Here is a 24,667-nt window from a genome sequence, read left to right on the forward strand (position 1 = left end):
TTCTCCTCTACATTACAAATGAAAGTAGTAAGTCAATCGCTTTAATCCCAATGAATGGAATCAATACCCCACCTAACCCGTAAATGAGCAAATTTTTTCGCAATAGGGCGTTAGAACTCATCGGCTTATACGCAATTCCCTTCATAGCTAAAGGAATTAACAGCGGGATAATGACCGCATTAAAAATGAGCGCTGACAATACGGCAGATAGAGGTGAATTCAGCTTCATTACGTTAAGAGCCTCCATTTGCGGAATCGCCAAGGTAAACATCGCTGGAATAATAGCGAAATACTTAGCAATATCGTTTGCGATACTGAATGTAGTTAAGGCACCCCTTGTCATTAATAGCTGTTTTCCAATCGAAACGACTTCAATGATTTTAGTAGGATCCGAATCTAAGTCCACCATATTTGCTGCTTCTTTAGCAGCTGAGGTTCCGCTGTTCATTGCTAAGCCAACATCAGCTTGAGCAAGTGCAGGGGCATCGTTTGTCCCGTCACCTGTCATAGCAACTAGCTTTCCTTGCTGCTGTTCGTATTTAATGACTTGAATTTTGTCTTCTGGCTTGCATTCCGCAATAAATTCATCTACTCCCGCTTCTTTTGCAATGGTTGCTGCGGTTAGCGGATTATCTCCTGTACACATGACTGTTTTAATGCCCATTTTACGAAGTTCATCAAAGCGTTCTTTCATTCCTGGTTTTACCGTGTCTTTTAAATAAATCAAGCCATAAATTTTGTCATCAGCGGCGACGGCAAGCGGCGTGCCACCAGCTCCTGCAATTTCGTTTGCTTTTTGCTGCAAATCAGAGGGAATCTTTCCGCCATTCGACTCTACCCATGCCGTGACGGCGTCCACTGCCCCTTTTCGTACAGATAGGTTCTGTAAGTCAATGCCGCTCATTCGCGTTTCAGCTTTGAATTCTACAAACGTTCCCTGCGTTTTTCTAAGGTCTTCTACTCCTATGCGAGTTTGAATAAAATCAACCACTGAGCGCCCTTCCGGTGTTTCGTCATAAAGAGAAGAAACAAACGCCCATTTGTAAAGTTCACGTTCGTCTATGCCTTCTACAGTCATTAATTCATGAGCCATTCGGTTTCCAAACGTAATTGTGCCGGTTTTATCTAAAATAATTGTGTTGATGTCACCAGCTGCTTCTACTGCTTTTCCTGACATAGCAATCACGTTAAACTGCGTGACTCGGTCCATCCCAGCAATTCCAATGGCCGATAATAATCCTCCAATTGTCGTAGGAATAAGGCAGACGAGCAGTGAAATTAAAATAGCCGTGTCGAGTTGAAAATGTAAGTAGTTTGTAAATACAGGAAGCGTCACAACAACTAGTAAGAAAATAACCGTCAGACTTGTTAAAACCGTATTTAGCGCAATTTCATTTGGCGTTTTTTGACGCTCTGCTCCTTCAACAAGCGAAATCATTTTATCTAAAAACGATTCACCTTGCTCACACGTAATTTTAATTGTAATTTCATCGCTGACAACTCTTGTACCTCCAGTTACAGAGTTAAAATCCCCGCCTGCTTCTTTCATAACAGGTGCCGATTCACCCGTAATGGCCGATTCATCAACAGATGCCAGCCCTTTAATGATTTCTCCATCTCCAGGAATCATTTCGCCTTGTGAAACGACGACGATATCGCCTTTTTTTAGCTGCGATGCGGAAACTTGTGTTATTTCCCCGTTTTGAAGTTTATTAGCTGTAATATCCCCTTTCGATTGCTTTAATGAATTGGCCTGTGCTTTTCCTCGTCCTTCTGCTAATGCTTCTGCAAAATTAGCAAAAACAATTGTAAAAAATAACACGAGAGATACGGAAACATTAAACCCTGTGCTTACTGTACTTTCTCCGAAAAGATCCGGAACAACGGCTAAAAAAAGCGTAATAATAAACCCGATTTCTACTACGAACATGATAGGATTTTTTATCATCGTTCTTGGGCTTAGCTTGATAAAAGCCTGTTTTACTGATTGAATAAAAATCGATGAAGCCTGTTTATCTACAGAACCTTGAATGTGACTGTTACGCTCTAATTCAAGATCATTCACAAAATTCCGTTTATTCATTATGATCCTCCGCTTTCTTTATTACAGTGTTAAATACTCAGCAACCGGCCCAAGTACAAGCACTGGGAAAAACGTAAGTGCCCCTACAATAACGGTAGTTCCAATTAAAATGCCGCTAAATAAAGACGTATCCGTTTTAAATGTCCCAGGTGTTTCAGGAACAAGCTGCTTAGCTGCTAGTGAGCTTGATACTGCCAGCATCGTAATTAGTCCGAAGTAGCGTCCAATATACATAACAATTCCCGTAGAAATGTTCCAAAACGGCGTTGCGTCACCCAGTCCTTCAAAACCAGATCCATTGTTTGCTGCTGACGACGTAAATTCATACAGTGCCTGGCTTAACCCGTGAAAGCCTGGGTTTGATATACCTTCTATTCCTAAATGAGTAGTGAGCGCCACGGCTGTTCCCCCTAAAATTAACAGCGGCTGTAGAATAAGCGTCACGGCGATGAGCTTCATTTCTTTTCCTTCAATTTTTTTACCTACGTATTCTGGTGTTCTTCCAACCATTAAACCTGATAAAAATACGGCGATGATGACGTACATCATGACATTCATAAATCCTGCTCCGACACCGCCGAATACGGTATTTAACATCATATTTCCAAGCGTCAATAACCCGGTAAGAGGCGTAAGGGTATCGTGCATCGCGTTAACCGCGCCTGTTTCACTCGCTGTCGTCACGATGGCGTACAGAGTTGACATGCCGACTCCAAAACGAACTTCTTTGCCTTCCATATAACCGCTCGCCTCATTTAAATGAAAAGCATCAAGTCTTGGGTTGCCGCCCCACTCTGTTACAAACGCTGTACTTAAAATAACAATAAAGAGCATACTCATCGCTACAAACAAGATGCGACCTTGCTTACGCTGTCCGATCATTTTTCCGTACGTAAAAGGAAGTGCGGTTGGCAATAAAAGCATAAGGACAATTTGTAATACATTGCTCCACGCATTGGGATTTTCAAATGGATGAGCTGAATTGACACCAAAAAATCCTCCTCCGTTGTTGCCTAGCTCTTTGATTGAAAGAAAAGAAGCAACTGGTCCCCTTGCTATTTGCTGTGATGCCCCTTCTATTGTATGGGCAGTCACAGTCCCGCTTAGCGTTTGAGGGACACCTAAAAAAGCAAATAAAATGCCTGTTATAAAAGCGATAGGAAGTAAAACACGCGTAATTGATTTTACAAAATCAACAAAAAAGTTTCCCATTTCCTTCCCTGCCAACCCTCGAATAAAAGCGATTGCTGCTGCAAGTGCTGTTGCTGGTGCAGCAAACATCATAAATACAACGGCTGCCATCTGCGAGAAATAGGACAAGCCTGATTCACCGCTGTAATGCTGCAAGTTCGTATTTGTCATAAAACTAATAGCCGTGTTAAAAGCAAGAGCCGGATCCATTCCTTTAATATGGTTTGGATTAAGCGGCAGTACCCCTTGAAACCGGAAGATAAGATACACCACAAAAATCATAAACGTATTCGCCAAAACGAGAGCAAGTGCATATTGCTTCCACGTCTGATTATGCCCTTTAATTCCTGCCGCTTTAAACATCACCGATTCTATCTTCCCTATTAAGCTAGTGTTTTTATCGTTTGAAAACACATTCGCTATATAAATACCTACGGGCTTTGCAATAAGCGCTACAAAAACAAGCAGCAGCGCAACTGATAGTAGAAAAATCCCCACGTTTTATTCCTCCGCTTATTAAAATTGTTCTGGGTTTAACAGTACATATACTAAATAAATTAAAACGAGAACTGAAATACCTAACAAAATGAACGACATGTTCACTTCTCCTCTCTTTCGTCTACTACATGAGACGACCAGCAAATAATTCCGTACATAGCAGCTGTTAATATGGCAAGCATTCCAAGCATGATCATATCCAAGTTGCTCCCTCCTAACTGTTTCCTAACAAAAAAGATAGTTTCTAAGCTTATTGACTGTTACTGTGCGTAAAGTATCACGCCCAAGTGAGCTAGCTGCGAAAGGTTATCTTTGATTGTTTATTCCTCACGTATTGTTAATCTCGTTTTAAAAGCCCTACTATATCCTCTTTACGGTGCAGACATAGCCTGCTCTCCTATTTTCTCCATAAAAAAAACCGCAGAAGAGAGTTCCCTTCCGCGGTTTAATGCACGACAAATAAGCCGTGATTGACACGAATTTTTTACTCCCAAAACGCTTACGGAGTTAGCTGTCGGATTCGGGTTATGGAAGTAACCCTACTCAGTTAAGAGATTCACCCCTAGTACATACGTACAAAATATTGGGTCCCCCGCTCATAATTGATTAAGCGTATATTTGTTATTTAATTTTTAGACTTAATTATGGTTTTTACTGCTGCGTTTAAAACTTTGATTAGCTAACGTAGATAAATAGCGGTTTGCTAGATCAAAAGATTGCTGATCGCACATTGCCCGATATTCAATCATTTGAATCATTTGCTTAGATAAATGCATTTTGACGCTCCTTTCACCTGTATTTGGAAAGGAGCGTACTATCCGCTGTTATAGAAAACGACCACGATTACACCATCCTCTCTCTTAACGCTTACGAAGTTAGCTGACGGGTTCGGGTCAAGAAAGTAACCCTACTCAATTAAGAGATTCACCCCTGATAAGTGGGTCCTCCGCTCTTTCCTTCTCTTTCAGAAAAGACTCAGCGTTTCACTGTGGAACGTTTCATGAGAGTAATCTTACTCCTGTTAAAATTTACTGTCAACAACATTTTTTGAAATTTTAAAAGCTTTATTTTTCTATGTGTATTCATTATTTTAAAATAATAGATTCAAAGAAAAAAAGCGTTCTTATCTCCTCGATAAGAACGCTTTTTTTAGCTCATTTTCTCAATTTCATTTACAAGAATTGAAATGGCATCCGTTTTTGTTGCTTCACGCATTGTACGCTTCATCGTACTTGCCTGCTGCTGAAGCTCATTTACTTCACGCAAAAACACTTCTTTTGTTAACTGTTCTTCTTCCACAACCATACAGTAGCCTTTTTTCTTAAAGGACTGTGCATTTAAAATTTGATCTCCCCGGCTTTGTGCTTTTGACAAAGGAATAATCATCATCGGTTTATGAAGGGCTAAAAACTCAAAGATAGCATTTGATCCGCCGCGTGTAATCACATAATCAGTGGCCGCTAGAACATCTGGAAGCTGTTCATTTACATATTCTAACTGACGGTAGCCCGACTCTTTTTCAAGGCTTGTATCAATATTACCTTTTCCGCACAGGTGTACAATTTGAAATTTCTTTTGCAGTTCAGGCAAAGATTCTCGAACAATTTCATTAATGCGGCGTGCTCCTAAACTTCCGCCCATAATCGTTAAAATTGGGCGCTTATCATAAAAGCGAAGCCAGCTTTCCCCGTTCGCTGCGCTTCCGCTAAATAGCTCTTTTCGAATAGGTGAACCAACAACCTGCACTTTTTCTTTTGGAAAGTAGTTTGCCGCTTCATCAAAAGAAGTAAAAATTTTAGTGGCAAATTTCTGCGCAATTTTATTTGCCAGTCCCGGTGTTAAATCACTTTCATGAATGAACACGGGAATGTTTAAAGATTTAGCAGCCATTACAACAGGAACTGTGACAAAACCGCCTTTTGAAAAAACAAGAGAAGGCTTTAACTTTTTTAGCACGCGACGTGCATCGCCAACCCCTTTTGCTACTCGAAATACATCTTTTACATTTTCCATATCTACGTAGCGACGCAGCTTCCCGCTTGAAATCGCATGATATGGAACGTTTAATTTTGTAATTAATTCTTTCTCAATACCATTGTGAGAACCGACATAATGGATATCCCATTTTTCACTGTCTAATTCTTTCATAATGGCAATGTTTGGTGTTACGTGTCCAGCTGTTCCGCCTCCGGTAAAAACGATAACTTGCTTACTCATTTTTTCTTCCTCTCTTTACTTCACTTAATCGATCTGTTTTGACATCAATTTTTATCTGATCTTTTTAGCATGCAATCTGACATGTAAAACGATGGTTTTATTATAGCATTTTTCTTTTTACATATGTATGATAAGGCGTATAAAAGCATGCTATACTTTTCATAGGGAGTGATGATAATGAACAAATCTGCACCTATAGTAAAAGGTGATACGGTGGATTCCGAAACGCGCTGTACACACTATCATACGGATAAAGATATTATTGCAATAAAATTTTATTGCTGTAATACATATTATCCATGCTATCAATGTCATAACGGATATGCTGATCATGATATTAAAAAGTGGCCAAAAGCTATGTTTAATGAAAAAGCTATTCTTTGCGGAGTATGTAAACATGAGCTATCAATTCATGAATATTTAACCTGTAACTCGACTTGCCCTCACTGTCGTTCTTCTTTTAATCCTGGATGCAGCCTGCATGGACACATTTATTTTGAACAAAAAAGCTGAACAAAACATTGTTCAGCTTTTAAAATAACTGCTCATCTATATTTATAATGGAAGGAAGCAGACCTGGGAACAATTCCTCAAGTTCTTCTAAACGCAAGGAATAATAGTGCTGCGTACCTTCTATACGTAGTTTGATAATTCCAGCTTCGCGAAGTACTTTAATATGATGTGATAGCGTTGATTTTGATACATTTAATTTTTGATAATACGAACAGGTCTGCTCCTTTCTTGTCGCTAAACACTGTACAATTCGCAGCCGGTTAGGATCACTCAACGCGTGTAAAATAGGCGTTAATTTAATTTCAGATTTCGGTGGTTGATAAGGTTTTCTCATGCTTAAAATATAACACAGCTTCTTTTGTGTATCAATGTTCGATAACTTTCGAACTAAATTCCTTGCACTGTTATTTAATCGATGTTATAGTTTCATTGTTCGACGATATTCGAACTTATCTTCATTTTAATCATAAATTGAATGAAAGATTAAAAACAAAACAAATAATATAAAGCACCATCATTATTAAAGGAGGAATCACCCATGATTCATTTACAAGCTTCAATGAAAGTTAACCCAGCAAAAAGAGAAGAATTTTTAGAAAACGTACAAGAACTAATTAAGCATTCTTTACAAGAAGAAGGAAACAGCAACTATCAACTATTTGAAGATGCTTTTACACCTAACACATTTATGATGATTGAAGAGTGGAAAAGCGAAGAAGCAATTCAAGCACACAATAAATCAGCTCACTTCCAAAGTTTTGTAGCATTTGCTCAAACTGGCGTACTTGTAGCACCTTTAGATGTAAAAACATTACAAGGTTAATCATAACTTCTTTGAAAGGATGACGCATCATGAATGAAGCAATTCGTACAATTCAAGATCATCGTTCTATCCGTCAGTATACAGACGAAGCAGTAAGTGACGAGCATTTAGATACGATTATTCAATCTGCTCAGTCAGCCGCTTCTTCTATTAATGGACAGCAAGTGACTATTATTAGCGTCCAAGATAAAGAAAAGAAGAAAAAACTTTCAGAGCTTGCCGGCAACCAAGCGTGGATTGACCAAGCTCCTCTATTTTTAATCTTTTGTGCAGATTTTAATCGTGCTAAGATTGCAGCTGAACTTAACGATGCCCCTCTTGGCGTAACCGATGGGCTTGAGTCAATTTTAGTCGGGGCAACTGATGCTGGAATTTCTTTAGAAGCCGCAACAGTTGCAGCAGAATCACTCGGTTTAGGTACAGTTCCAATCGGAGGAATTCGCAGAAAGCCGCTAGAAGTCATTGAACTGCTAGATTTACCGGAATACGTATTCCCAGTAAGCGGTCTTGTGGTTGGACATCCGGCAGATCATTCTGCGAAAAAACCTCGATTGCCACAAGCTGCTGTGCACCATCGTGAAAGCTATAATCACGACTTAAAGTCATTGATTCAAGACTATGATGCTGAAATGGCAGAGTATATGAAAAAGAGAACAAACGGTGCTGATGACCGCAACTGGTCACAAACTGTATCAGCTATTTATAAAACCATTTATTACCCAGAAGTGCGAGCGATGCTTGAAAAACAAGGATTTAAATTCGAATAACCAAAAGCTGCGATGAACATCGCAGCTTTTTTATCTACTTTAACAGCGTGCTGAATAGACTAAAAGTAATACTCGATAAATGAGGTGTTGATATGGAGTTTATTTTAATTTGTAATTTTCTTTTAAGCGCAACCGCAGCGTTTTTATTGGTGCCGGCTTTTACAAAAAAGCACACTCTTCACGTGACTTTACTTTCTCTCCTTTTCCTCCTTTCAATTGTTCCGACTTTTCTTCTTTCTAATCCACATATCGGCGTTTTACCTTGGGCTATTCGAGACGGTCTTCTATTGTTCGCTGCTTTCCTTTTCTTTTGTTTAACCTTCACTTCAAACAAATGGAAAACGCTTTTGTTTTTTCTTCTATTTTTACTGTCGATTGCTCCTCTTTCCTACGTCGTATATGATGACTTCACGCATACGTATATAGATGCCAATATTGGGCTTGGCCTAGGCTTTTTACTGACATGGCTCTTAACAGCTCTGTACAATATTTTGGCTATTCTTCGATTTTTTCGTCAGAAATCTCAGTAAACACATCAAAAGTTAACAAACAAACGAATAGTTGATTTTATTTAGTATACGCTAACAACTGCACAGTCCTTCTCTTTACATAAAGCTGTGTATACTAAAAAAGGAGTGATACTTGATGAAACGACTATTCGTAATGGCAGCAGTGATTGCCTTCTTGGCACTTAGCCGCATGTTAGTATTTGCCGCTGAAACACCTCCTGCTGCAGATGAGCGAACAGCTCAAAATGCAGAAGTTTGCATCGTTCATGCTTCACCGGATGCTCCGGCTGTAGACATTTTTGTGGATGACAAAGCTTTAGTAGAAGGAGCAAAGTTTAAAGATGTCGCCAACTCTTTGCCTTTGGCAGCCGGTTCTCATAAAGTAGAAGTATACGAAGCGAAGACAAAAGGGACAAAAGATTCCATCATCGAAGCTACCCTTGTTGTAGACGGCGGAAAATCGTATACAGTGGCCGCTGTAAATAAAGCAGAAAACCTTGAACTACAAGCTTTCACGAATAATAAGCAAGGAATGGATGGAAAAGCAAGCTTACGTGTTGCTCATTTATCTCCTGATGCTCCTGCGGTAAACGTAGGTCCTAAAGGTGCTGCTCCTTTATTTAAAGATCTGTCTTTTAAAAGCATTTCAGGTTATCAAGTAGTAAATCCGGGTTCGTATGATCTATCTGTTTCCACGGCAGATGGAAAAGAAATACTAAGTCTTCCTGGAACAAATCTTCAAAGCGGTAAAAACTATACGGTTCTCGCAGTAAATACTGCTGACAAGCTTGAGACCATTGTTTTACAAGATAATTAATTAAAAAAACGTCATTTCAATTGAAATGACGTTTTTTATAGACTGCGCTGAATGAATTCCTCTTTTTTGTACTCATAGGTAGAAATATCGTTCCACAGTCGTTTTGAAAGCTCGTATTTCATACCTTCATATTTTTTTCTAGCACGTTCGTTCGAGCGTAACTGCTCCCTGAAATTAATTCGTTCGTTCCAGTAAGGTGATTCACTGACCGTTACGTACACATGACTTCTTCTCGCATCATGTGGAATGAGTTTACGGGCATTTTTAGCTGTCATAATTGGAGGGTAGTGTGCAGCTGGAACGCCTTCTTTTAATAAGACAAACATCTCTTTTTCCGCTACATATACGTGAGATTTATTTTTTAATATAGCGCGCACTTCATTTATATCTTCTTCGCGTTTGACTCCGATTAAAATATCAACGATTGGTGAACCAGCCAATCCTGGAACGGACGTGCTTCCAATATGTTCGATGTCTACTGAAAAATCTTTTAGTGTATTAAGCAACGCTTCTTTTTCCATTTGATACAAAAGCGACCACTTTGTTTCATACTGAACAATCTTTCGCATATCAGTTTCCACCCTTTCACTTTTTTATACTGTACCATGTTTCAAAGTAAAAAGAAAGAATTTTCTAACTATTTACTTTTAGTTTATGCTACGAGCTTTATACCCCTCCAGACAGGCTTTGTATTATATTTATATATTTTTGTTATTTTTATTCTACATGTTTCATAATTGTGGATGTTTCCTCCTCCAAAAGATAGATACGCTTTTATTTTCTATCTCTCCTCTATTATATTCACACTCAGCTGTTTTATACTATTTTACGTTCTTACTAGTAGAAGACATATCCTCAAAATGTAGATGAACAAAGGATTAAAGGTCTTTAATATCGCTAAATTCCACCTTTAATATAATTATATTTTACATTAATGTAAAATTTTATCGTTAAGGATGGCAGATAGTTCAAATTCATTATACAATTGAATTTCGACATATAGTATGATGGATAATATCGGTATTATGAGATAATAGTAGATTTAACTCAAAATTTTGGACTATTTGCCGATATATGCTTTGTATACCAATAACCTTATGTTGAAATTTGTAATTTGCAAGGAGGAAAAAATGAATAAAAAACATGTCATGTACACAGCCGTTTCTTCTGTTCTTTTAAGCTCTTCATTGCTTTTGCATTCAATTGATGCAGATGCAGCTGAATCGGCCAAAGTAACTGCTACATCGTTAAATGTACGTGCAACGCCTAGTACAAGCGGTGCTATCGTTGGAAAAATAACGAAGGGAAACACCGTTGATATAGTAGATGAAAGCAAAGGATGGGCTAAAATTACCTATAACGGTAAAGAAGCTTGGATTTCATCTCAATACATAAATAAAACGCAAATAAACAGTACGTCTACCGCAAATTCGACATCGAAGTCAGCGGTCGTTAATGCCAGCTCATTAAACGTTCGCTCTTCTGCAAGCACAAGCGCATCCATCGTGACAAACTTACCGCGAAATGCAAAAGTAACGGTGGTAAAAGAAAGCGGGTCTTGGTCACAGATTAAAACGGCAAGCGGTCAAACGGGCTGGGTGGCAAGTCAGTACTTAAAAGCAGACTCCGGTTCTTCTGCGCCAGCTAAAGATTCTGGGTCTACAACATCGAAGTCAGCGGTCGTTAATGCCAGCTCATTAAACGTTCGTTCTTCTGCGAGCACAAGTGCCTCCATCGTGACGAACTTACCGCGCAATTCGAAAGTAACGGTGGTAAAAGAAAGCGGGTCTTGGTCACAGGTTAAAACGGCAAGCGGTCAAACGGGCTGGGTAGCAAGTCAGTACCTACAAGCAAGCTCCGGTTCTTCTACGCCGACTAATGACTCTGGTTCTACGGCAACCAAGCCAGCGGTCGTTAACGCCAGTTCATTAAACGTTCGTTCTTCTGCGAGCACAAGCGCGTCCATCGTGACGAACTTACCGCGAAATGCAAAAGTAACCGTGTTAAAAGAAAGCGGATCCTGGTCCCAGATTAAAACAGCAAGCGGGAAAACAGGCTGGGTGGCAAGTCAATACTTACAAACAGGTTCTGGACAGTCTTCACAAACAGCCCAGTCGATTCAAATTACAAAAGCTTCAAATTTACGCACTCAGCCGAGTTTAAGTGCTGGAATTATCCGTGTAGCAAAAGCAGGTGAAAGATTCAAAAAAGTAAACGAAACGAATGACTGGGTGCAAATTCAGTACTCTGCCAGTCAAACAGCATGGGTATCAAAAGGGTTAACAGCTGCGGCTGATTCTACAACTTCAGCTAGCTTGCCTTCCTCATCTGCTGCTTTAAAAGATAAAATTATTGTAGTAGACGCTGGGCACGGCGGATATGATCCTGGCACTTCAGGCAAGTCATCGATTGAGAAAAATTTAGCGTTAACAACAGCAAAACTTGTGGCAAGCCGCTTAGCTAATGCTGGAGCAAATGTATTTATGACGCGTTCAAACGATACTTTTATTTCACTGAGCGGACGGGTGAATATTAGTGAAGCAAAGCATGCAGATGCATTTATCAGCATTCACTATAACGCGTCTACTTCATCTTCTGCAAACGGCATCGCATCATTTTATTACAGTGAATCTAAAGATAAAGAATTAGCAAAATACATTCAAGAAAGCATGGCTGAAAACGCGCCTTCTATGAAGGATATGGGGGTTCGTTTTGGAGATTATTATGTTACTCGAGAAAACAACCAGCGGGCTGTACTTCTTGAATTAGGCTTTTTATCAAATGCTCACGATGAGCAAATTGTTTCTTCTAACGCGTATCAGCAGCAAATATCTACAGGTATTTACCAAGGGATTGCTCGATATTTTGCAGCTAATAAATAATAAAAGCCCTCATAATGAGGGCTTTTATACTACCAGCTTGCTTTTTTAACCCCTGGAATTTGTCCTTTGTAGGCCAATTCCCTAAACGCGATGCGTGACATTTCAAATTTTCTAAGATAGCCTCGCGGGCGACCGGTAACGCGGCAGCGATTATTTAAACGCGTTGGTGAAGAATCTCTAGGCAATTTTTTTAACGCTTCGTAATCTCCTTTTTCCTTCAGCTCTTGGCGTAATTGCGCATACTTCGCTACCATCTCTTGACGTTTTTGTTCTTTTACCACTTTTGATTTTTTAGCCAAACTCTTTGTCATCCTTTCGTTTTAATAATTTTTATTTGAAATACGTAATCATTACGATTTAATTATTTTGAGCAAGTTACTTTTTAAATTTAATCATATTTGCTTCATTTTTTCAACTTGTTTGCTTTCACGCTTAGATGTACTCTACCCCCACGCTGCTGTATAAACATAAAAAAAATTGTATGTCAAATGTAATTAATTCCTTCATCTCCTATATCATACAAATAGCCCTACATATTCCATATTGTAGGAGGATTTGTATTTACAGATAATATTTCAATAATATTACAGTTCATTTACATATTAATAACTTCGACAAATTTAGCGGTTATCTAGTATATAATCATCTTAGAAATTCCAAAAATAATATTTTGCGTACTCAATAAAATATAAAAGTAAAGGTGATTAAAAAATGAAATCGACTGGTATTGTAAGAAAAGTAGATGATTTAGGTCGTATCGTAATTCCTAAAGAGTTAAGACGTGTTCTTGAAATAGATGTAAAAGATCCTGTTGAAATTTTTGTCGAAACAGATCGAATTATTTTAAAGAAATATGAGCCGAACGGTGCTTGTGCGATTACTGGCGAAGTATCTTCTGACAACGTAACAATCGCAGATGGCAAATTAACTTTAAGCCGCGAAGGTATGGAGTTATTGCTTGAAGAATTAAAACAACGTAATTTCTAATAAAAAGAAAAGCAGCTGCTCACATGCAGCTGTTTTTCTTTTTGTTAAAGTTTTTTCTTCGCTTTCTGATTTCCAGATGCTATACTCAGAAGCGAATACATAATAAAGGAGCCTTTTATCATGACAGTTGAACAAATGACTCATCACTTTTTAGCACATCGAAACGTAACTAATGAATTAATCAACAAAATTGAAGCAGGTCACTACGAATACAAGCCTGCCCCGACATCTATGTCCGCTTTTGACTTATCTACGCATATTTTAACATCCTTTTATGCATTTGCATCAGTGGTAAAATCCGGTGATTTATCGCCACTTGGTCAAAAAGCTGATTTTAGCGGTAAGTCATTATCGGACCTTGCAGCTGAATATACCCAAAAAACAGTAGACGTATTACGTTCACTTAGTGAAGATGATTTAAACAAAACAATTGACGCCACTGCAGCGTTTGGAAGAAAGCTTCCTGGAAGTCAACTTTTACAAATGGCCATTGACCATGAAATTCATCATAAAGGAAATTTATACGTCTACGTACGTGAGATGGGTCATACGGATCTTCCCCTATTTGTTCAGTTTGGTTAAGTTAATGGTTATAAAATAGTTCGTGCTTGTAAGCGCCCAAGCTAGAAGTTTGGTGCGCTTTTTCTTTGCAGTTTTCGGCATAATAAGTAAGATATATGGTATAATTCTATCAATAACTTCATATCTACTATTCAAAGCTTGTTTCTTCTTATAAAACGATAGTCATCATCTTTTACAAAGGAGGAATCACTTCATGAGTCAAACTGTTAACCAACAAAAAATTGCTCAAGTGTATCATCTTCCGTTTGTTTCTTCATTTGGAGGAAGTGCTATGAACCTTCTTTCTCCTCAAGCTGGCGAACATATTTTAGATATTGGCTGCGGCACTGGCGAATTTATTTCGCAGCTCCATAAGCTTCATGTCCGTGCAACGGGCATCGATTGCTCTGAAAATATGATTGAACAAGCTCGTCATCAGTACCCGACTCTATCCTTTGAACAGTTAAATGCCCTTAACCTTCCTTATTACGAACAATTTGACGCAGTTTTTTCAAATGCAACTTTACACGACATCCGTCCCCCTCACCTTGTCATTAAAAACATTTACAATGCTTTAAAACCAAACGGCCGATTTGTAGCAGAATTTTGGGGAAAAGGAAACATGGACGAAATTTTCACAGAAATCATTCGTCAATTTAAAACGTTTGATATCCCTTATAACGATGTAGATTTCCCATGGTACTTTCCTTCTGTAGCTGAATATTCTTCTCTTTTGGAATCACAGAATTTTCAAGTCACCACGGCTATTCACTACAGCCGTCCCTTCTTGTTAAAAGGGGAAAACGGCTTGCGTAATTGGCTGGAAACAAATGCAGCCCCTCTTTTTGCTCACGTGACGACAGAAACTAAAAATGTTCTCATTACGCGCTTAGAAAATCGAATGCAAGACAAACTATTTCAAAATGGATCTTGGCTAGCAGAAGCTAAACATATACGTGTACATGCTGTAAAACGAGATTAAAAAATGGACGTGATTCTATTCACGTCCATTTTCGTTAAAGTGCAGCCAATACCCTTTTCCTCGAATCACTTCGATTTCTAAATATGTTCCTATTTTTTTGCGAACCCGGTAAATCAGCGCATTCAGCTCTTCTGCTGCTACTAGAATTTCTCCATTTGACTCTACTCGTTCAGGCCAAACGCTTTTTTTTAATGCTTCTTTTGAAACAAATTGATTGTTATATTCTAGAAGATAAGCTAAGCACGAGTATTCTTTATCTGACAGAATATACGTTTCCTCTTTTACTTTTACTTTCTGCAAAATTGGATCTAATGTGTAAAATGGCTTATTTATTTGTTTTAGCAAAGGTCCTAAATCGAGGGTTGCATCCATATCATCATTTCTAAATACTAAAGCTGCCTCCTCATTTGCTAAGGTAATGACATCCTGCTCTTTCAATAAACGAGGGGTTCCAGGCTGTAACTCTTCTCCGTTTACTTTTGTCCCGTGTTTACTAAACAAGTCTGTAATGAAAAAGGCATTGCTTTCGTACGTTACTTCAAAATGCTTGCGTGAAATGTAAGCACTTTGGAAGGCCAGATAAGGCTCCCATTCTTCACTGCTTCGTCCGATAATACAGGCTTTATCTTTTGGAATAGGCACGGAAGCTCCTTCATAAAAAGGAGCACCGTTCCGAATAATCAACATACCGTTCATTGTTTGCTCACACTCTTTTTTAAAATTTTCTGACTCTTATCATGTAATTATAACACTCACATTTATTGAGATTTCTTCCAACTTTGGATAACATCATAGTATAGTCAGTTATATGATAAAGGTTGTTGCCATGTAAGTAAACCTTTAGAGCAGTCCTTTTCTAACTGAAAAAATACGTATTCTTTGCCCTGCTGTAACGGGGATACAATTTTTTTGTAAAATAATTTGATTTTTAGTAACTTTGACATATGTTCTCTCTTTTTAAAGCGAAGTAAAATAGGAAAATACGTGAAATATTTACATAATGGAGGAAGACCAATGGGACGTTTGCCAAAAGATAGAGAAATTCAAGCGATTAAACGACGCGTTGCACTGGTATTGTTAATTATTGGATCATTTATTTTAACAGGTGCTAGCTTTAGCATTTATTGGTTTATGATGTTAAAAATATAAGATTTTTTTATAAAATAAAGAAAAAAGACATGGTTTTGTTCCCATGTCTTTTTTAGGTTTATTCTTTCTCAGACACTCCCGCAGATTGAAATGTGGCCATATTGGCAATCATCAGTGAAGCTGAGTGCAGCAGTGGAAATGTAACAGCAGCTCCACTTCCCTCACCTAAACGAAGATTGAGGTTGAGGAGCGGTTTCTTGCCAAGAAGCTTCATTGCACACGCATGACCTTGTTCAACAGATTCGTGACTAGCAAACATATAGTCTCTTGCTTGTGTATTGATTTCTGTCGCTAGAAGGGCTGCAACTGTACATATAAAACCATCTACTAAAATAGGAATACGGTGAGCAGCTGCCGCCAGCATAGCACCTGTCATCCCGGCAATTTCAAGCCCCCCTATTTTACTAATAATATCAATCGGATCCTGAGGGTTAATGTGCCTGTTTTGCAGCGCTTCTTCAATCACATTCACTTTGTGGCGCAGTTGTTCGTCAGAAATCCCTGTGCCCATTCCTGCAAGCTTAGAGACTTTTTCTCCTGTCAATACAGCTAAAATAGCCGTGCTTGATGTAGTATTTCCGATGCCCATTTCTCCTACAATCAAACATTTAATTCCTTGGGCAATAAGCTCTTCAGCTTCTTCATATCCGACTTGAACAGCCAGTTCTGCCTCACTGCGCGTCATCGCATCTTCTTTATAAAAACTTGCTGTGCCCAGCTTCACTTTGCGTTGTACAAGGTCCGTATGGGAAAGGTCAGAAGCAATTCCGATGTCAATCAGTTTGAACTGGGCATCTATTTGCTGACTAAACACGTTAATAGCTGCTCCTCCCTGCAAAAAATTCAGCGCCATTTGTGCCGTTACGTCTTGCGGATAAGCTGAAACTCCTTCTTTTACAATTCCATGATCGCCTGCAAAAACGAGGACTCCTGGCGGCGTGACTGTCGGAAAAACTTCCCCGGTCATGGCCGCTAATTCCACTGCTATTTCTTCGAGTCTTCCAAGGCTTCCTATCGGTTTGGTTAATGTATCAATATAGCGTGCCGCTTTTTCGCCAGCGCTTGTTTCAAGCGCTGGAATATAAACGTTTATCATATGTACAGCTCCTTTATTTCAGCAAATGTCTACCGTTTAATTTAACAGGATTTTGTTTATTCTGGCTAGTCTTTTTTAAAGTAGATAATTGGATAGAGTTCCCAAGACTTAGTTATACTAGTAAGAGTTGCGTATAGGCAGTATTTTGAAAGGAAAGATTTTATGACAACGAAACAGCACAAAAAGGAAAAGGCAGGTCGGCTCATTTATCGCTACATTATGATGTTAATTGGGGCTTCCTTGGCTGCCGTTTCTATCGAATTATTTTTAGTCCCAAATTCTGTAATTGATGGCGGTATTATCGGTATTTCTCTAATTTTAGTTTACTTAACGAAATTGCCGTTCAGTCTTCTTATCATCATCTTTAATCTCCCTTTTTTATATAGTGGATACAAACAAATTGGTCGTAACTTCTGCTTTTCATCTATGTTTGCAGTTGTTGCTTTATCCATTGTAGAATCTCAGTTGCACCATGTTCCAGCTGTAACATCTGAACCGCTTCTTGCTACTGTATTTGGCGGGCTGCTGTTAGGAGCAGGTGTAGGAACGGTCATCCGTCACGGCGGAGCGTTAGACGGAACTGAGATTTTAGGTATTTTATTAACAAAAAAAATCCCGTTTTCTGTGGGCGAATTTGTGATGTTTTTAAATATCTTCATTTTTGCTTGGGCAGGTTTTGTGCTAGGTTGGGAACAGGCCATGTACTCGATCCTTACGTACTATATTGCTTCTAAAACAATCGATGCGATTATTCAAGGACTTGATGAAACAAAAGCAGCCTTTATTGTTTCAAATCACTATGAAGAGCTATCAGATGCTATTACGCATCGTCTAGGCCGTGGCGTGACGAAACTGTATGGTAAAGGCGGATTTGAAGGTACGGAAAAAGAAGTCATATACGTAGTGGTGACGCGTTTAGAAATTACCAAGCTTAAAACCATTATTTCCGAAATAGATCCGCATGCCTTTACAACCATTATGGATACCCAAGAAGCGCATGGCGGCAAATTCAAATCAGCCATCCATTAACTTATACATAAGCGTGGATTTCTCTGAGCATGCTAATAGCTGACTACCGGTAAAGGAGATCACCACTATGAAAGAACAAATGTCCAACTTATTTCACCAATTAAAACAGTCGGTTTCCGATGTATCTGATAAGTTATATGACAAAGTACATACGCTGCAATCATCACCAGGAGTGAGTGTGTTTGAACTGTATGAATGGATTAAAGAAAATCCAAGCACAAGCGTACAAAAGCAAACGCTGCTCGGGATTTCGTACTCTTTTTATACACTGCGCGCAGACGGGGTTTTTTTCTATATGGAAACGAAATATGATTATTTACTTTACATGACTATTTATAGTCCAACACGTCATTATTTCACCTATCATTCTTACAGAGATTCTTTATCAACAGTGACTCCCTTGACGTTTCCTATTACTAAATAATAAAAAGCTCCTCAATCGAGGAGCTTTCTTTATATGGTTATCTTCCTTTTCGGACTTTAAAGATAAACAGCGCAAGTAAAAAACCGCCCGTCGCAGTTACTATTTTCCACGCGTTTAAGATTGGATTTTTTTTCAAGGTCCTGCTCCTTCCTTGCGGCTATACTAAAAATAGGATGGCCGCCTTTCAAACAGCTAGTCCAACTTCCCCCTACTATTGATACGATCATCTAACATATAGCCCACCGTCATTTTCATCAATTTCACTTTTCATACTATAACATATTTTTGCCATTTAGTAGAAGTCTTAAAAGTAAAAGCTGCACTTCTCTTAAAAAAAACGATATTGAACCCCTGCATTTTCTTTACCGTTCATTTTTTGATAAAGGTTTTGAGCCACTTTATTTTCACTGCTGCACTCAGCGGTCATCCCTGCAAACTCATACTTTTGAGAATAGGCCAGGCAGATCTTAAACAAACGTTCACCAATTTTATTTCCTCTGTTTAAAGGAGATACGTACAAGTCTTTTAAGATGGCTGTTTCTTTAAAATAATAGGTGTTCCACGATAGGTACACCGTCGCAAAACCTACTAGTTTCCCTTCCAATTCAGCAACAAACTGGATACCATAGGAAGGATTATTCAATAAGCGCTTAATATGTAAAGTTAAAGCTTTCCTGGAAGGGGCAGGCTGCTCACAGAATTTCACTATATATTCTTGCATTAACGTAGCCAGTCGCTCTCGATCAGTTTCAACCGCCTGTCGAATGACAACCATTTAATCACTCCTTTTAGCTCAACGCTCTTAACATAATTCGATAGCCATACTCTTTTTCCTTTCGTTTTCGTGAAAAGCTCTCTACTTTTACACAAGGGGTATTTAAAGCAAACAACCTTATACGGCTTATGGTTGATGAGAGAAAATACGATGTTTAAAAAAAGGTTGCAAATAGCAACCTTTTTTAGTTAGCAAGCGCATAATTTCGCAAGAATAAACCTACACAGCCGCTGATTACAATCAGTCCTCCTGCTGTTAGAAACGCCGCCGTTACATTTAGCGAAGCAACAGCTCCAAGCAGCAGCACCGAAAGCCCAAACGTCACATATGAAACGCTAAGCGTAGCGGAAAGTACCTTCGAAAGCTTTTCTAAAGGAACGGCCGTTTGTGTAAGCGTGTAAGAACATGTAGCGCTTATTTGAAGGGCAATGCCAATAGCAAAACTAAGTAAAAGTGAAAGAAAAGGAGCAGGCAACACTCCGAACAATAATGTAAAGAAACCTGATAAAAGACTGCCTAGTGTTACGATATGATAAAGACTTTTCTCTTGTTCAACTGAAATCTTCAACAAAACGAAACCTCCAAGAACCGTTCCAACAAAAAAACTGCTGTTGATATATCCCCACCAAGCTTCATTTTTATTTAATATCTCTTTCACAAACACGTAGACAATTGCTGATGCCCAAACGCCGGCAGCCATCCCTTCTAAAACCTCCATGACTAATAAAACCCGCAGGCGCGGATAATGCCAAATTAGCTTCCATCCCTCTTTTAACCCTTGTTGTTTTTGCTTCATTTTAGAAGAATGAGCGTTAATGCGAATAGCCTGCATAAATACGATTGACAAACTGAATAACGAAAATGACAGCCATAAAAGGCCAGTAGCTTCCCAGCTAATGATCAGAAAGCTTCCAAGCGGATAGGCTGCAATTTGAATCGTTTGATCAGTGACGTTAAACATACTGTTCCATTTCAACAGCTTCTCTTTATCTACTAAATGAGGAAGCATAGAGCTTTGAACCGGAGCTGCCCACCCATCGAAAAAAGCAATAAGCGCCACGCAGCACAGCATGCTGATAAGCGACATATGCCACAAGAAAAACATAGATAAAACACTGGTTTTTAACAGCTGAGACACAACAAGAATACGCTTAGCCCTGTAGCGATCTATAAGAAAAGGCACAATAAAACTGCTCAAAAACTTAGCAGTCGTAATGGTAAATGGAATGCATGAAAGCAGCACAGGAGAACTATTTTGAGCATAAAGAATGCTGATTAACGCAACAATATATAATACATCTGCTAAATTGGCTTGACTTTGACTAAACCATAAAAAAAGTACGGAACGATTTTTCACGACAATCCCTCTTTCTTTTTAGTATGACTGAAAAGAAAGAGAATCCTACACGTAATCAACCCCTTTTATATAGCGGCTTGCTTTTATCGACTTATTACAATCGTATGCTTTTTGCAGAACGAACCTTTTTTATATAGTAAAAATACAAACAGTTAAACAGTATCGTAAAAAATCAAGAAATTGTCGTGAAAACGAAGTTAGATTAACTATAGAATATCAGAGTTATAGAATCAATACTTTTTACATAATTTTCTTTTTCTTCTTCTTCACTTCTAAATAACCTAAGCTGGCCATATACATAGAGGGACGAGTACTCCTATTAAAATTTAACGTATAGGGTGAGGAATATTTTTTCGAGAGTGGTTTCGATTTGCTGTGGCAGCTTATTAATTGGACTAGGGCTAAACGGATTTATTGCTCCGTATCACTTACTAGACGGTGGACTTATAGGATTTGGACTTATCGTATATTATGTGTTTGGAACTCCTATCGGACTGTCCATTTTCTTTTTGAACGTACCTGTCTATTTATATGCTTTTTTTCGTCATCGTCAAAACTTTTTTTACGGAAGTATAGGTTTATTTGTTTCTTTTTTTATGACAGAATGGCTGTCTATTCTCGAAGGCACGCTAGAGCTTCCTTTGCTCTTTAGCTCATTGCTTGGAGGCGCACTCGTAGGAATGGGAATAGGACTGATGCTTCGCTACGGCATCAGTTCGGATGGGCTTGATTTAATTGCCATTATTGTATCGAAAAAATGGAAAATCAATATAGGAATAACCATTTTTATCTTAGACAGTACGATTATGATAGTGGGCTTACATATTATCGGATTTACTGCTTTTTGCTACTCCATGCTTGTTATTACGATGAGCAGCATAATGATTATGCTCTTTACTTCTCCGCGATGGCTGTCTTCATAAAAAAAAACGCTGGAACTTCCAGCGTTTTTTTATCTGTTTCCGACTATCATATTGATGTGACTATGAAGAACCGTAATCGTTGAAGGTGTCGTCGTTTCTTTTTCTCCATCACAATCTACCGTTTTTTCAGGAGTAGTTTCAATATGAACTTCTTTTGCACGAAAATGCATAAGGTTGCTTTCAGGGTTAAGCTGTTCCTCATCAGGGCTTGTTTGTAACCATGCCATAACCGGCTCGATTCCCATTTCTTTAATAACGAATACATCTAATAATCCGTCTTGAAATGAGCTGTTTCCTAGCATAGCGCGGGTTCCTCCTAAAAAAGGGCCGTTTCCAATTAACACCATAACAGCTTCTCCTTCATAGGAAGCTTTTTCGCTCGTCATTTTTAATTGAAAAGGCTCTGCTTGATTTAAAGTTCTGCCTACGCTCATGTAGTAAGAGAGCTTACCAAATTTCTCTTTATTTTCTTCCAAAATATTTTCAGATACATCAGCTACGAGGCCGATTCCCCAAAAGTTTAAAAAATAATCTTCGCCATGTTTTCCAACATCCACTGCCTCCGTCTGCTTTTCTATAATTTGCTCCACTGCCTTTAAAGGATTTTGATTCATTCCAATTGCACGCGAAAAGTCGTTGCACGTTCCACCAGGTAAAATAGCAAATACAGGACGTTGCTGCAGCGGAGCAAGAGCGTTGATGAGCTCATAAATTGTCCCGTCTCCTCCTGCTCCAATAATGACATCCGCTTTGCCTTCCAATTTCCTTACCAGATCGGCACCATCTCCAGGTTGCTCTGTTTTATATAAAGTAACCGTCTCAAATGCAGTGTTTAACCGATCACATATAAAGTCAATTTCATTTACTAATTTTTTGTTTCCTGCGTTTGGATTCAAAATCACTGCTGCCTTCATCTTTCTCTCTCCTCTATTCATATCTTCCGTTTCACTTTTTTTCCCTTTCTTTTAAAAAAACAAACCTTTTCAAATATGAACGTTTTATGAAACCATTCCAATAGTACTTTTTTTACTTTCAAAACCTGCTATAATAATTTTCGGACTTGTATTAACAAAAGATGGTTATTGAGAGGAGCTTTCTATACGTGTCAATAAAATGCATGACGCAGCTATTTGCAAGTTGTTTTGTTTTTTTACTTTCCTCAGTCGCTACTTGGTATAACGGCTCTTCGATGCTTGAAGGACCTTTATCAGCTAGTTTGACCGGAGGGCTACCAAAGTCCTCGGCGGTTCATCACTATTCTCACATCGATTATTTGTTGTATACAATTAAATTCCACCCTCAGTTTCCAATTATGATGATGGTGAGCGGAATTTATTTGATTGTATTACTATCTATTATTGGCTTCAAAAAGCGGTATGGATTGATTAGCTCCTGCTGTTTATGTATCACAGCTCTCTTATGCTACAGCAGCTATAAACTTTCACATACCCCTACCGAAGGTGAGCACGCCATGATTACCTCTAGCTTAGCTGCAGCAAGTTTATGCTTAGCAGTCGGATTATTCTATTTATTAAAGCAATTTTATTCTCAAAAAGAATATATTTAACCATATGAAAAAAACGTCGGATCTACCGACGTTTTTTATGTGAAAGCGAGTTTATTTATTGATTTTGTTCAACTGGCGTATAACCTATATACGCAGACTGAGGTCGGTAAATACGATTATTTTCTGACTGCTCTACGACATGAGCTGTCCAGCCAACTACACGGCTTGCTGTGAAGGTTGGTGTGAATAGTTCAGACGGAAGCTCAACCGCTTTCATAACCGCTGCAGCGAAATATTCTACATTGGTATAAATGCCTCGACCCGGCTTGTATTCATTGAGTAATTCAATGGTTTTATCTTCAATTTTAACAATTAAATCAAATAGCCCGTTGTCTCCTGAGATTTGTTTCGATACTTCTTTTAATGCTTCTGCTCTTGGATCATGTGTACGATAAACACGATGACCAAATCCCATGATTTTCTCTTTATTATCTAATTTTTTACGAACCCAAGGCTCGATATTCTCTTCACTTCCAATTTCATCAAACATGGTAATAACACCAGAAGGAGCTCCTCCGTGAAGCGGACCTTTCATCGCGCCAATTGCTCCGCAAATAGCTGAAACCATGTCAGATTCGGTAGATGAAATAACGCGTGATGAGAAGGTTGAGGCGTTCATCCCATGCTCAATTGTCAAAACAAAATATGCGTTCAGCGCAGTAACCAAACTTTGATCTGGAATTTCTCCGTTAATCATATATAAATAGTTTGCTACATGATCCAAATGCTCGTTAGGCTCTACTACTTCTAAATCATTCATTTTACGATACCAATAGGCAATAATGGTAGGTGTGACGGCTGTAATCGCAAGTGCCTGCTCTTTTGTCGGAGGCCAGCTGTATGAAGGGTCTCCTAAAGCTGAGATACATGTGCGAAGCGCGCTCATCACTTCTGTATCTTTTGGCAAACAGTCCATTAATGCAACAATATTAGCCGGAAGCGTACGATGAGTCACCATTTTTTGTTTAAATACTTTTAACTCATCATGATTTGGCAGCGTGCCGTTCCAAATTAAATAAGAAACTTCTTCAAAAGAATAATTGATCGCCAAATCTTTTGCCCAATATCCGCGATAAATCAGCTGACCTTTCTCTCCATCAACATGCCCTACTTTTGTTTCAGCTGCAACGATTCCTTCTAATCCTTTAACGTATGTCATCTCAACCACTCCCCCAATTATTTTTAACAAACAGGCCCTTTTTTCTATGTACGGCTCGTTTGCAGAATGAATAGACTCACCTTAGTGGTGCACTATACCATTTTATTCCTCTTTCTTAATTGTCAGAACAGTATACAAAATGAACATTTCAACACGCGTTATTTCTGCGCTCGCGGCTTTGTTTTACGGGAGAAAAAATATTTTTCTAGGATTTTCTTCGAGGGTGCTTTTTTTGTTAACGCTTACAAACATGCGGGTTTCTAACGTATTTAGAGGAATTTGATGTACTATTTTTAGATGAATCACTATTCACTTCCTTATGTAAGAGTTTACATTTATTTGAATCATAAGTAAAATA

28 protein-coding genes and 2 riboswitches are annotated in these 24,667 nt (G+C 38.6%); of the genes, 14 read left to right on the forward strand and 14 right to left on the reverse strand.

Going from position 1 to position 24,667, the window contains the following annotated elements; all coding sequences use genetic code 11:
* Positions 1 to 7: 7 nt before the first annotated feature.
* The 5 genes from kdpB to AC1DEF_RS12865 all read right to left on the reverse strand — a co-directional run bounded on the left by kdpB (position 8) and on the right by AC1DEF_RS12865 (position 5,989).
* Positions 8 to 2,083 carry a potassium-transporting ATPase subunit KdpB gene (gene kdpB, locus AC1DEF_RS12845; protein ID WP_097825222.1) on the reverse strand — a complete coding sequence of 692 codons (2,076 nt, stop codon included), beginning with the start codon at positions 2,081 to 2,083 and terminating at the stop codon, positions 8 to 10.
* A 21-nt stretch (positions 2,084 to 2,104) separates the two neighbouring features.
* Entirely contained in the window at positions 2,105 to 3,766 is a 1,662-nt protein-coding gene (gene kdpA / locus AC1DEF_RS12850) for a potassium-transporting ATPase subunit KdpA (RefSeq protein ID WP_176521353.1), read from the reverse strand.
* 24 nt (positions 3,767 to 3,790) lie between these two features.
* Complete coding sequence (kdpF, locus tag AC1DEF_RS12855; RefSeq protein WP_063611563.1) at positions 3,791 to 3,871, reverse strand: K(+)-transporting ATPase subunit F; 81 nt, start codon at positions 3,869 to 3,871, stop codon at positions 3,791 to 3,793.
* Positions 3,872 to 4,254: 383 nt separating this feature from the next.
* A riboswitch (cyclic di-AMP (ydaO/yuaA leader) is annotated at positions 4,255 to 4,395 on the reverse strand.
* A 15-nt stretch (positions 4,396 to 4,410) separates the two neighbouring features.
* Complete coding sequence (locus tag AC1DEF_RS12860; protein ID WP_176521350.1) at positions 4,411 to 4,548, reverse strand: hypothetical protein; 138 nt, start codon at positions 4,546 to 4,548, stop codon at positions 4,411 to 4,413.
* Between the two features lie 72 nt (positions 4,549 to 4,620).
* Positions 4,621 to 4,763, reverse strand: a riboswitch (cyclic di-AMP (ydaO/yuaA leader).
* A gap of 158 nt (positions 4,764 to 4,921) precedes the next feature.
* Positions 4,922 to 5,989 (reverse strand): undecaprenyldiphospho-muramoylpentapeptide beta-N-acetylglucosaminyltransferase, encoded by a 1,068-nt coding sequence (locus AC1DEF_RS12865; protein WP_097825224.1) that lies wholly within the window; start codon positions 5,987 to 5,989, stop codon positions 4,922 to 4,924.
* Between the two features lie 177 nt (positions 5,990 to 6,166).
* Between AC1DEF_RS12865 and AC1DEF_RS12870 the strand changes: the two genes are divergently transcribed.
* A complete protein-coding gene (locus AC1DEF_RS12870; protein ID WP_016764731.1) occupies positions 6,167 to 6,502 on the forward strand; it encodes a CHY zinc finger protein in 336 nt (111 codons plus the stop codon).
* Positions 6,503 to 6,521: 19 nt separating this feature from the next.
* Here AC1DEF_RS12870 and AC1DEF_RS12875 read toward each other — a convergent pair whose 3' ends face one another.
* Positions 6,522 to 6,836 carry an ArsR/SmtB family transcription factor gene (locus tag AC1DEF_RS12875; RefSeq protein WP_013083811.1) on the reverse strand — a complete coding sequence of 105 codons (315 nt, stop codon included), beginning with the start codon at positions 6,834 to 6,836 and terminating at the stop codon, positions 6,522 to 6,524.
* A gap of 204 nt (positions 6,837 to 7,040) precedes the next feature.
* Between AC1DEF_RS12875 and AC1DEF_RS12880 the strand changes: the two genes are divergently transcribed.
* The 4 genes from AC1DEF_RS12880 (at position 7,041) to AC1DEF_RS12895 (ending at position 9,418) form a co-directional block, all read left to right on the forward strand.
* The gene (locus tag AC1DEF_RS12880) at positions 7,041 to 7,325 is read left to right on the forward strand and encodes a putative quinol monooxygenase (RefSeq protein ID WP_013057729.1); all 285 of its coding nucleotides are present in this window, start codon (positions 7,041 to 7,043) and stop codon (positions 7,323 to 7,325) included.
* 29 nt (positions 7,326 to 7,354) lie between these two features.
* Complete coding sequence (gene nfsA, locus AC1DEF_RS12885) at positions 7,355 to 8,092, forward strand: oxygen-insensitive NADPH nitroreductase (RefSeq protein WP_016764733.1); 738 nt, start codon at positions 7,355 to 7,357, stop codon at positions 8,090 to 8,092.
* Between the two features lie 92 nt (positions 8,093 to 8,184).
* The gene (locus AC1DEF_RS12890) at positions 8,185 to 8,622 is read left to right on the forward strand and encodes a hypothetical protein (protein WP_097825225.1); all 438 of its coding nucleotides are present in this window, start codon (positions 8,185 to 8,187) and stop codon (positions 8,620 to 8,622) included.
* 115 nt (positions 8,623 to 8,737) lie between these two features.
* Positions 8,738 to 9,418, forward strand: coding sequence for a DUF4397 domain-containing protein (locus AC1DEF_RS12895; protein ID WP_097825226.1), 681 nt, complete (start codon positions 8,738 to 8,740; stop codon positions 9,416 to 9,418).
* A gap of 35 nt (positions 9,419 to 9,453) precedes the next feature.
* Here AC1DEF_RS12895 and AC1DEF_RS12900 read toward each other — a convergent pair whose 3' ends face one another.
* The gene (locus tag AC1DEF_RS12900) at positions 9,454 to 9,987 is read right to left on the reverse strand and encodes a GrpB family protein (RefSeq protein WP_013083815.1); all 534 of its coding nucleotides are present in this window, start codon (positions 9,985 to 9,987) and stop codon (positions 9,454 to 9,456) included.
* A gap of 561 nt (positions 9,988 to 10,548) precedes the next feature.
* Here AC1DEF_RS12900 and AC1DEF_RS12905 point away from each other — a divergent pair.
* Positions 10,549 to 12,300: an N-acetylmuramoyl-L-alanine amidase family protein gene (locus tag AC1DEF_RS12905; RefSeq protein WP_097825227.1), complete on the forward strand. Its 1,752-nt coding sequence runs from the start codon at positions 10,549 to 10,551 to the stop codon at positions 12,298 to 12,300.
* 29 nt (positions 12,301 to 12,329) lie between these two features.
* On the opposite strand, the gene rpsN is transcribed toward AC1DEF_RS12905, so the two are convergent.
* A complete protein-coding gene (gene rpsN, locus AC1DEF_RS12910) occupies positions 12,330 to 12,599 on the reverse strand; it encodes a 30S ribosomal protein S14 (RefSeq protein ID WP_013083817.1) in 270 nt (89 codons plus the stop codon).
* Between the two features lie 412 nt (positions 12,600 to 13,011).
* Here rpsN and AC1DEF_RS12915 point away from each other — a divergent pair, with 412 nt between their 5' ends.
* The 3 genes from AC1DEF_RS12915 to AC1DEF_RS12925 all read left to right on the forward strand — a co-directional run bounded on the left by AC1DEF_RS12915 (position 13,012) and on the right by AC1DEF_RS12925 (position 14,830).
* Positions 13,012 to 13,287, forward strand: coding sequence for an AbrB/MazE/SpoVT family DNA-binding domain-containing protein (locus AC1DEF_RS12915; RefSeq protein ID WP_013057736.1), 276 nt, complete (start codon positions 13,012 to 13,014; stop codon positions 13,285 to 13,287).
* Between the two features lie 120 nt (positions 13,288 to 13,407).
* Entirely contained in the window at positions 13,408 to 13,869 is a 462-nt protein-coding gene (locus AC1DEF_RS12920) for a DinB family protein (protein ID WP_097825228.1), read from the forward strand.
* Positions 13,870 to 14,062: 193 nt separating this feature from the next.
* The gene (locus AC1DEF_RS12925; RefSeq protein WP_025751167.1) at positions 14,063 to 14,830 is read left to right on the forward strand and encodes a class I SAM-dependent methyltransferase; all 768 of its coding nucleotides are present in this window, start codon (positions 14,063 to 14,065) and stop codon (positions 14,828 to 14,830) included.
* A 15-nt stretch (positions 14,831 to 14,845) separates the two neighbouring features.
* Here AC1DEF_RS12925 and AC1DEF_RS12930 read toward each other — a convergent pair whose 3' ends face one another.
* A complete protein-coding gene (locus AC1DEF_RS12930; protein WP_043981485.1) occupies positions 14,846 to 15,526 on the reverse strand; it encodes an FHA domain-containing protein in 681 nt (226 codons plus the stop codon).
* A 318-nt stretch (positions 15,527 to 15,844) separates the two neighbouring features.
* Between AC1DEF_RS12930 and AC1DEF_RS12935 the strand changes: the two genes are divergently transcribed.
* Positions 15,845 to 15,979: a hypothetical protein gene (locus AC1DEF_RS12935; RefSeq protein ID WP_013057740.1), complete on the forward strand. Its 135-nt coding sequence runs from the start codon at positions 15,845 to 15,847 to the stop codon at positions 15,977 to 15,979.
* Between the two features lie 58 nt (positions 15,980 to 16,037).
* Here the strand turns inward: AC1DEF_RS12935 and cobT are convergent, their stop codons facing one another.
* Complete coding sequence (gene cobT, locus AC1DEF_RS12940) at positions 16,038 to 17,075, reverse strand: nicotinate-nucleotide--dimethylbenzimidazole phosphoribosyltransferase (RefSeq protein WP_097825229.1); 1,038 nt, start codon at positions 17,073 to 17,075, stop codon at positions 16,038 to 16,040.
* A gap of 162 nt (positions 17,076 to 17,237) precedes the next feature.
* Here cobT and AC1DEF_RS12945 point away from each other — a divergent pair, with 162 nt between their 5' ends.
* Positions 17,238 to 18,104 (forward strand): YitT family protein, encoded by an 867-nt coding sequence (locus AC1DEF_RS12945; RefSeq protein WP_013057742.1) that lies wholly within the window; start codon positions 17,238 to 17,240, stop codon positions 18,102 to 18,104.
* A gap of 67 nt (positions 18,105 to 18,171) precedes the next feature.
* Positions 18,172 to 18,528 carry a hypothetical protein gene (locus tag AC1DEF_RS12950; protein ID WP_097825230.1) on the forward strand — a complete coding sequence of 119 codons (357 nt, stop codon included), beginning with the start codon at positions 18,172 to 18,174 and terminating at the stop codon, positions 18,526 to 18,528.
* Between the two features lie 328 nt (positions 18,529 to 18,856).
* Here the strand turns inward: AC1DEF_RS12950 and AC1DEF_RS12955 are convergent, their stop codons facing one another.
* Positions 18,857 to 19,303: a GNAT family N-acetyltransferase gene (locus tag AC1DEF_RS12955; RefSeq protein WP_097825231.1), complete on the reverse strand. Its 447-nt coding sequence runs from the start codon at positions 19,301 to 19,303 to the stop codon at positions 18,857 to 18,859.
* Positions 19,304 to 19,487: 184 nt separating this feature from the next.
* The gene (locus AC1DEF_RS12960; protein WP_097825232.1) at positions 19,488 to 20,660 is read right to left on the reverse strand and encodes an MFS transporter; all 1,173 of its coding nucleotides are present in this window, start codon (positions 20,658 to 20,660) and stop codon (positions 19,488 to 19,490) included.
* Between the two features lie 359 nt (positions 20,661 to 21,019).
* Here AC1DEF_RS12960 and AC1DEF_RS12965 point away from each other — a divergent pair, with 359 nt between their 5' ends.
* Positions 21,020 to 21,583, forward strand: a complete 564-nt coding sequence (locus AC1DEF_RS12965) for a YitT family protein (protein ID WP_016764744.1) — start codon at positions 21,020 to 21,022, stop codon at positions 21,581 to 21,583.
* Positions 21,584 to 21,612: 29 nt separating this feature from the next.
* Here AC1DEF_RS12965 and AC1DEF_RS12970 read toward each other — a convergent pair whose 3' ends face one another.
* Positions 21,613 to 22,497 carry a diacylglycerol/lipid kinase family protein gene (locus AC1DEF_RS12970; protein ID WP_230183451.1) on the reverse strand — a complete coding sequence of 295 codons (885 nt, stop codon included), beginning with the start codon at positions 22,495 to 22,497 and terminating at the stop codon, positions 21,613 to 21,615.
* Positions 22,498 to 22,685: 188 nt separating this feature from the next.
* Here AC1DEF_RS12970 and AC1DEF_RS12975 point away from each other — a divergent pair, with 188 nt between their 5' ends.
* Positions 22,686 to 23,150: a DUF4306 domain-containing protein gene (locus AC1DEF_RS12975; RefSeq protein WP_255255814.1), complete on the forward strand. Its 465-nt coding sequence runs from the start codon at positions 22,686 to 22,688 to the stop codon at positions 23,148 to 23,150.
* Positions 23,151 to 23,205: 55 nt separating this feature from the next.
* Here the strand turns inward: AC1DEF_RS12975 and AC1DEF_RS12980 are convergent, their stop codons facing one another.
* Complete coding sequence (locus AC1DEF_RS12980) at positions 23,206 to 24,309, reverse strand: citrate synthase/methylcitrate synthase (RefSeq protein ID WP_043981479.1); 1,104 nt, start codon at positions 24,307 to 24,309, stop codon at positions 23,206 to 23,208.
* Between the last annotated feature and the right edge of the window lie 358 nt (positions 24,310 to 24,667).

This window comes from Priestia sp. 10L35 (assembly GCF_056395685.1).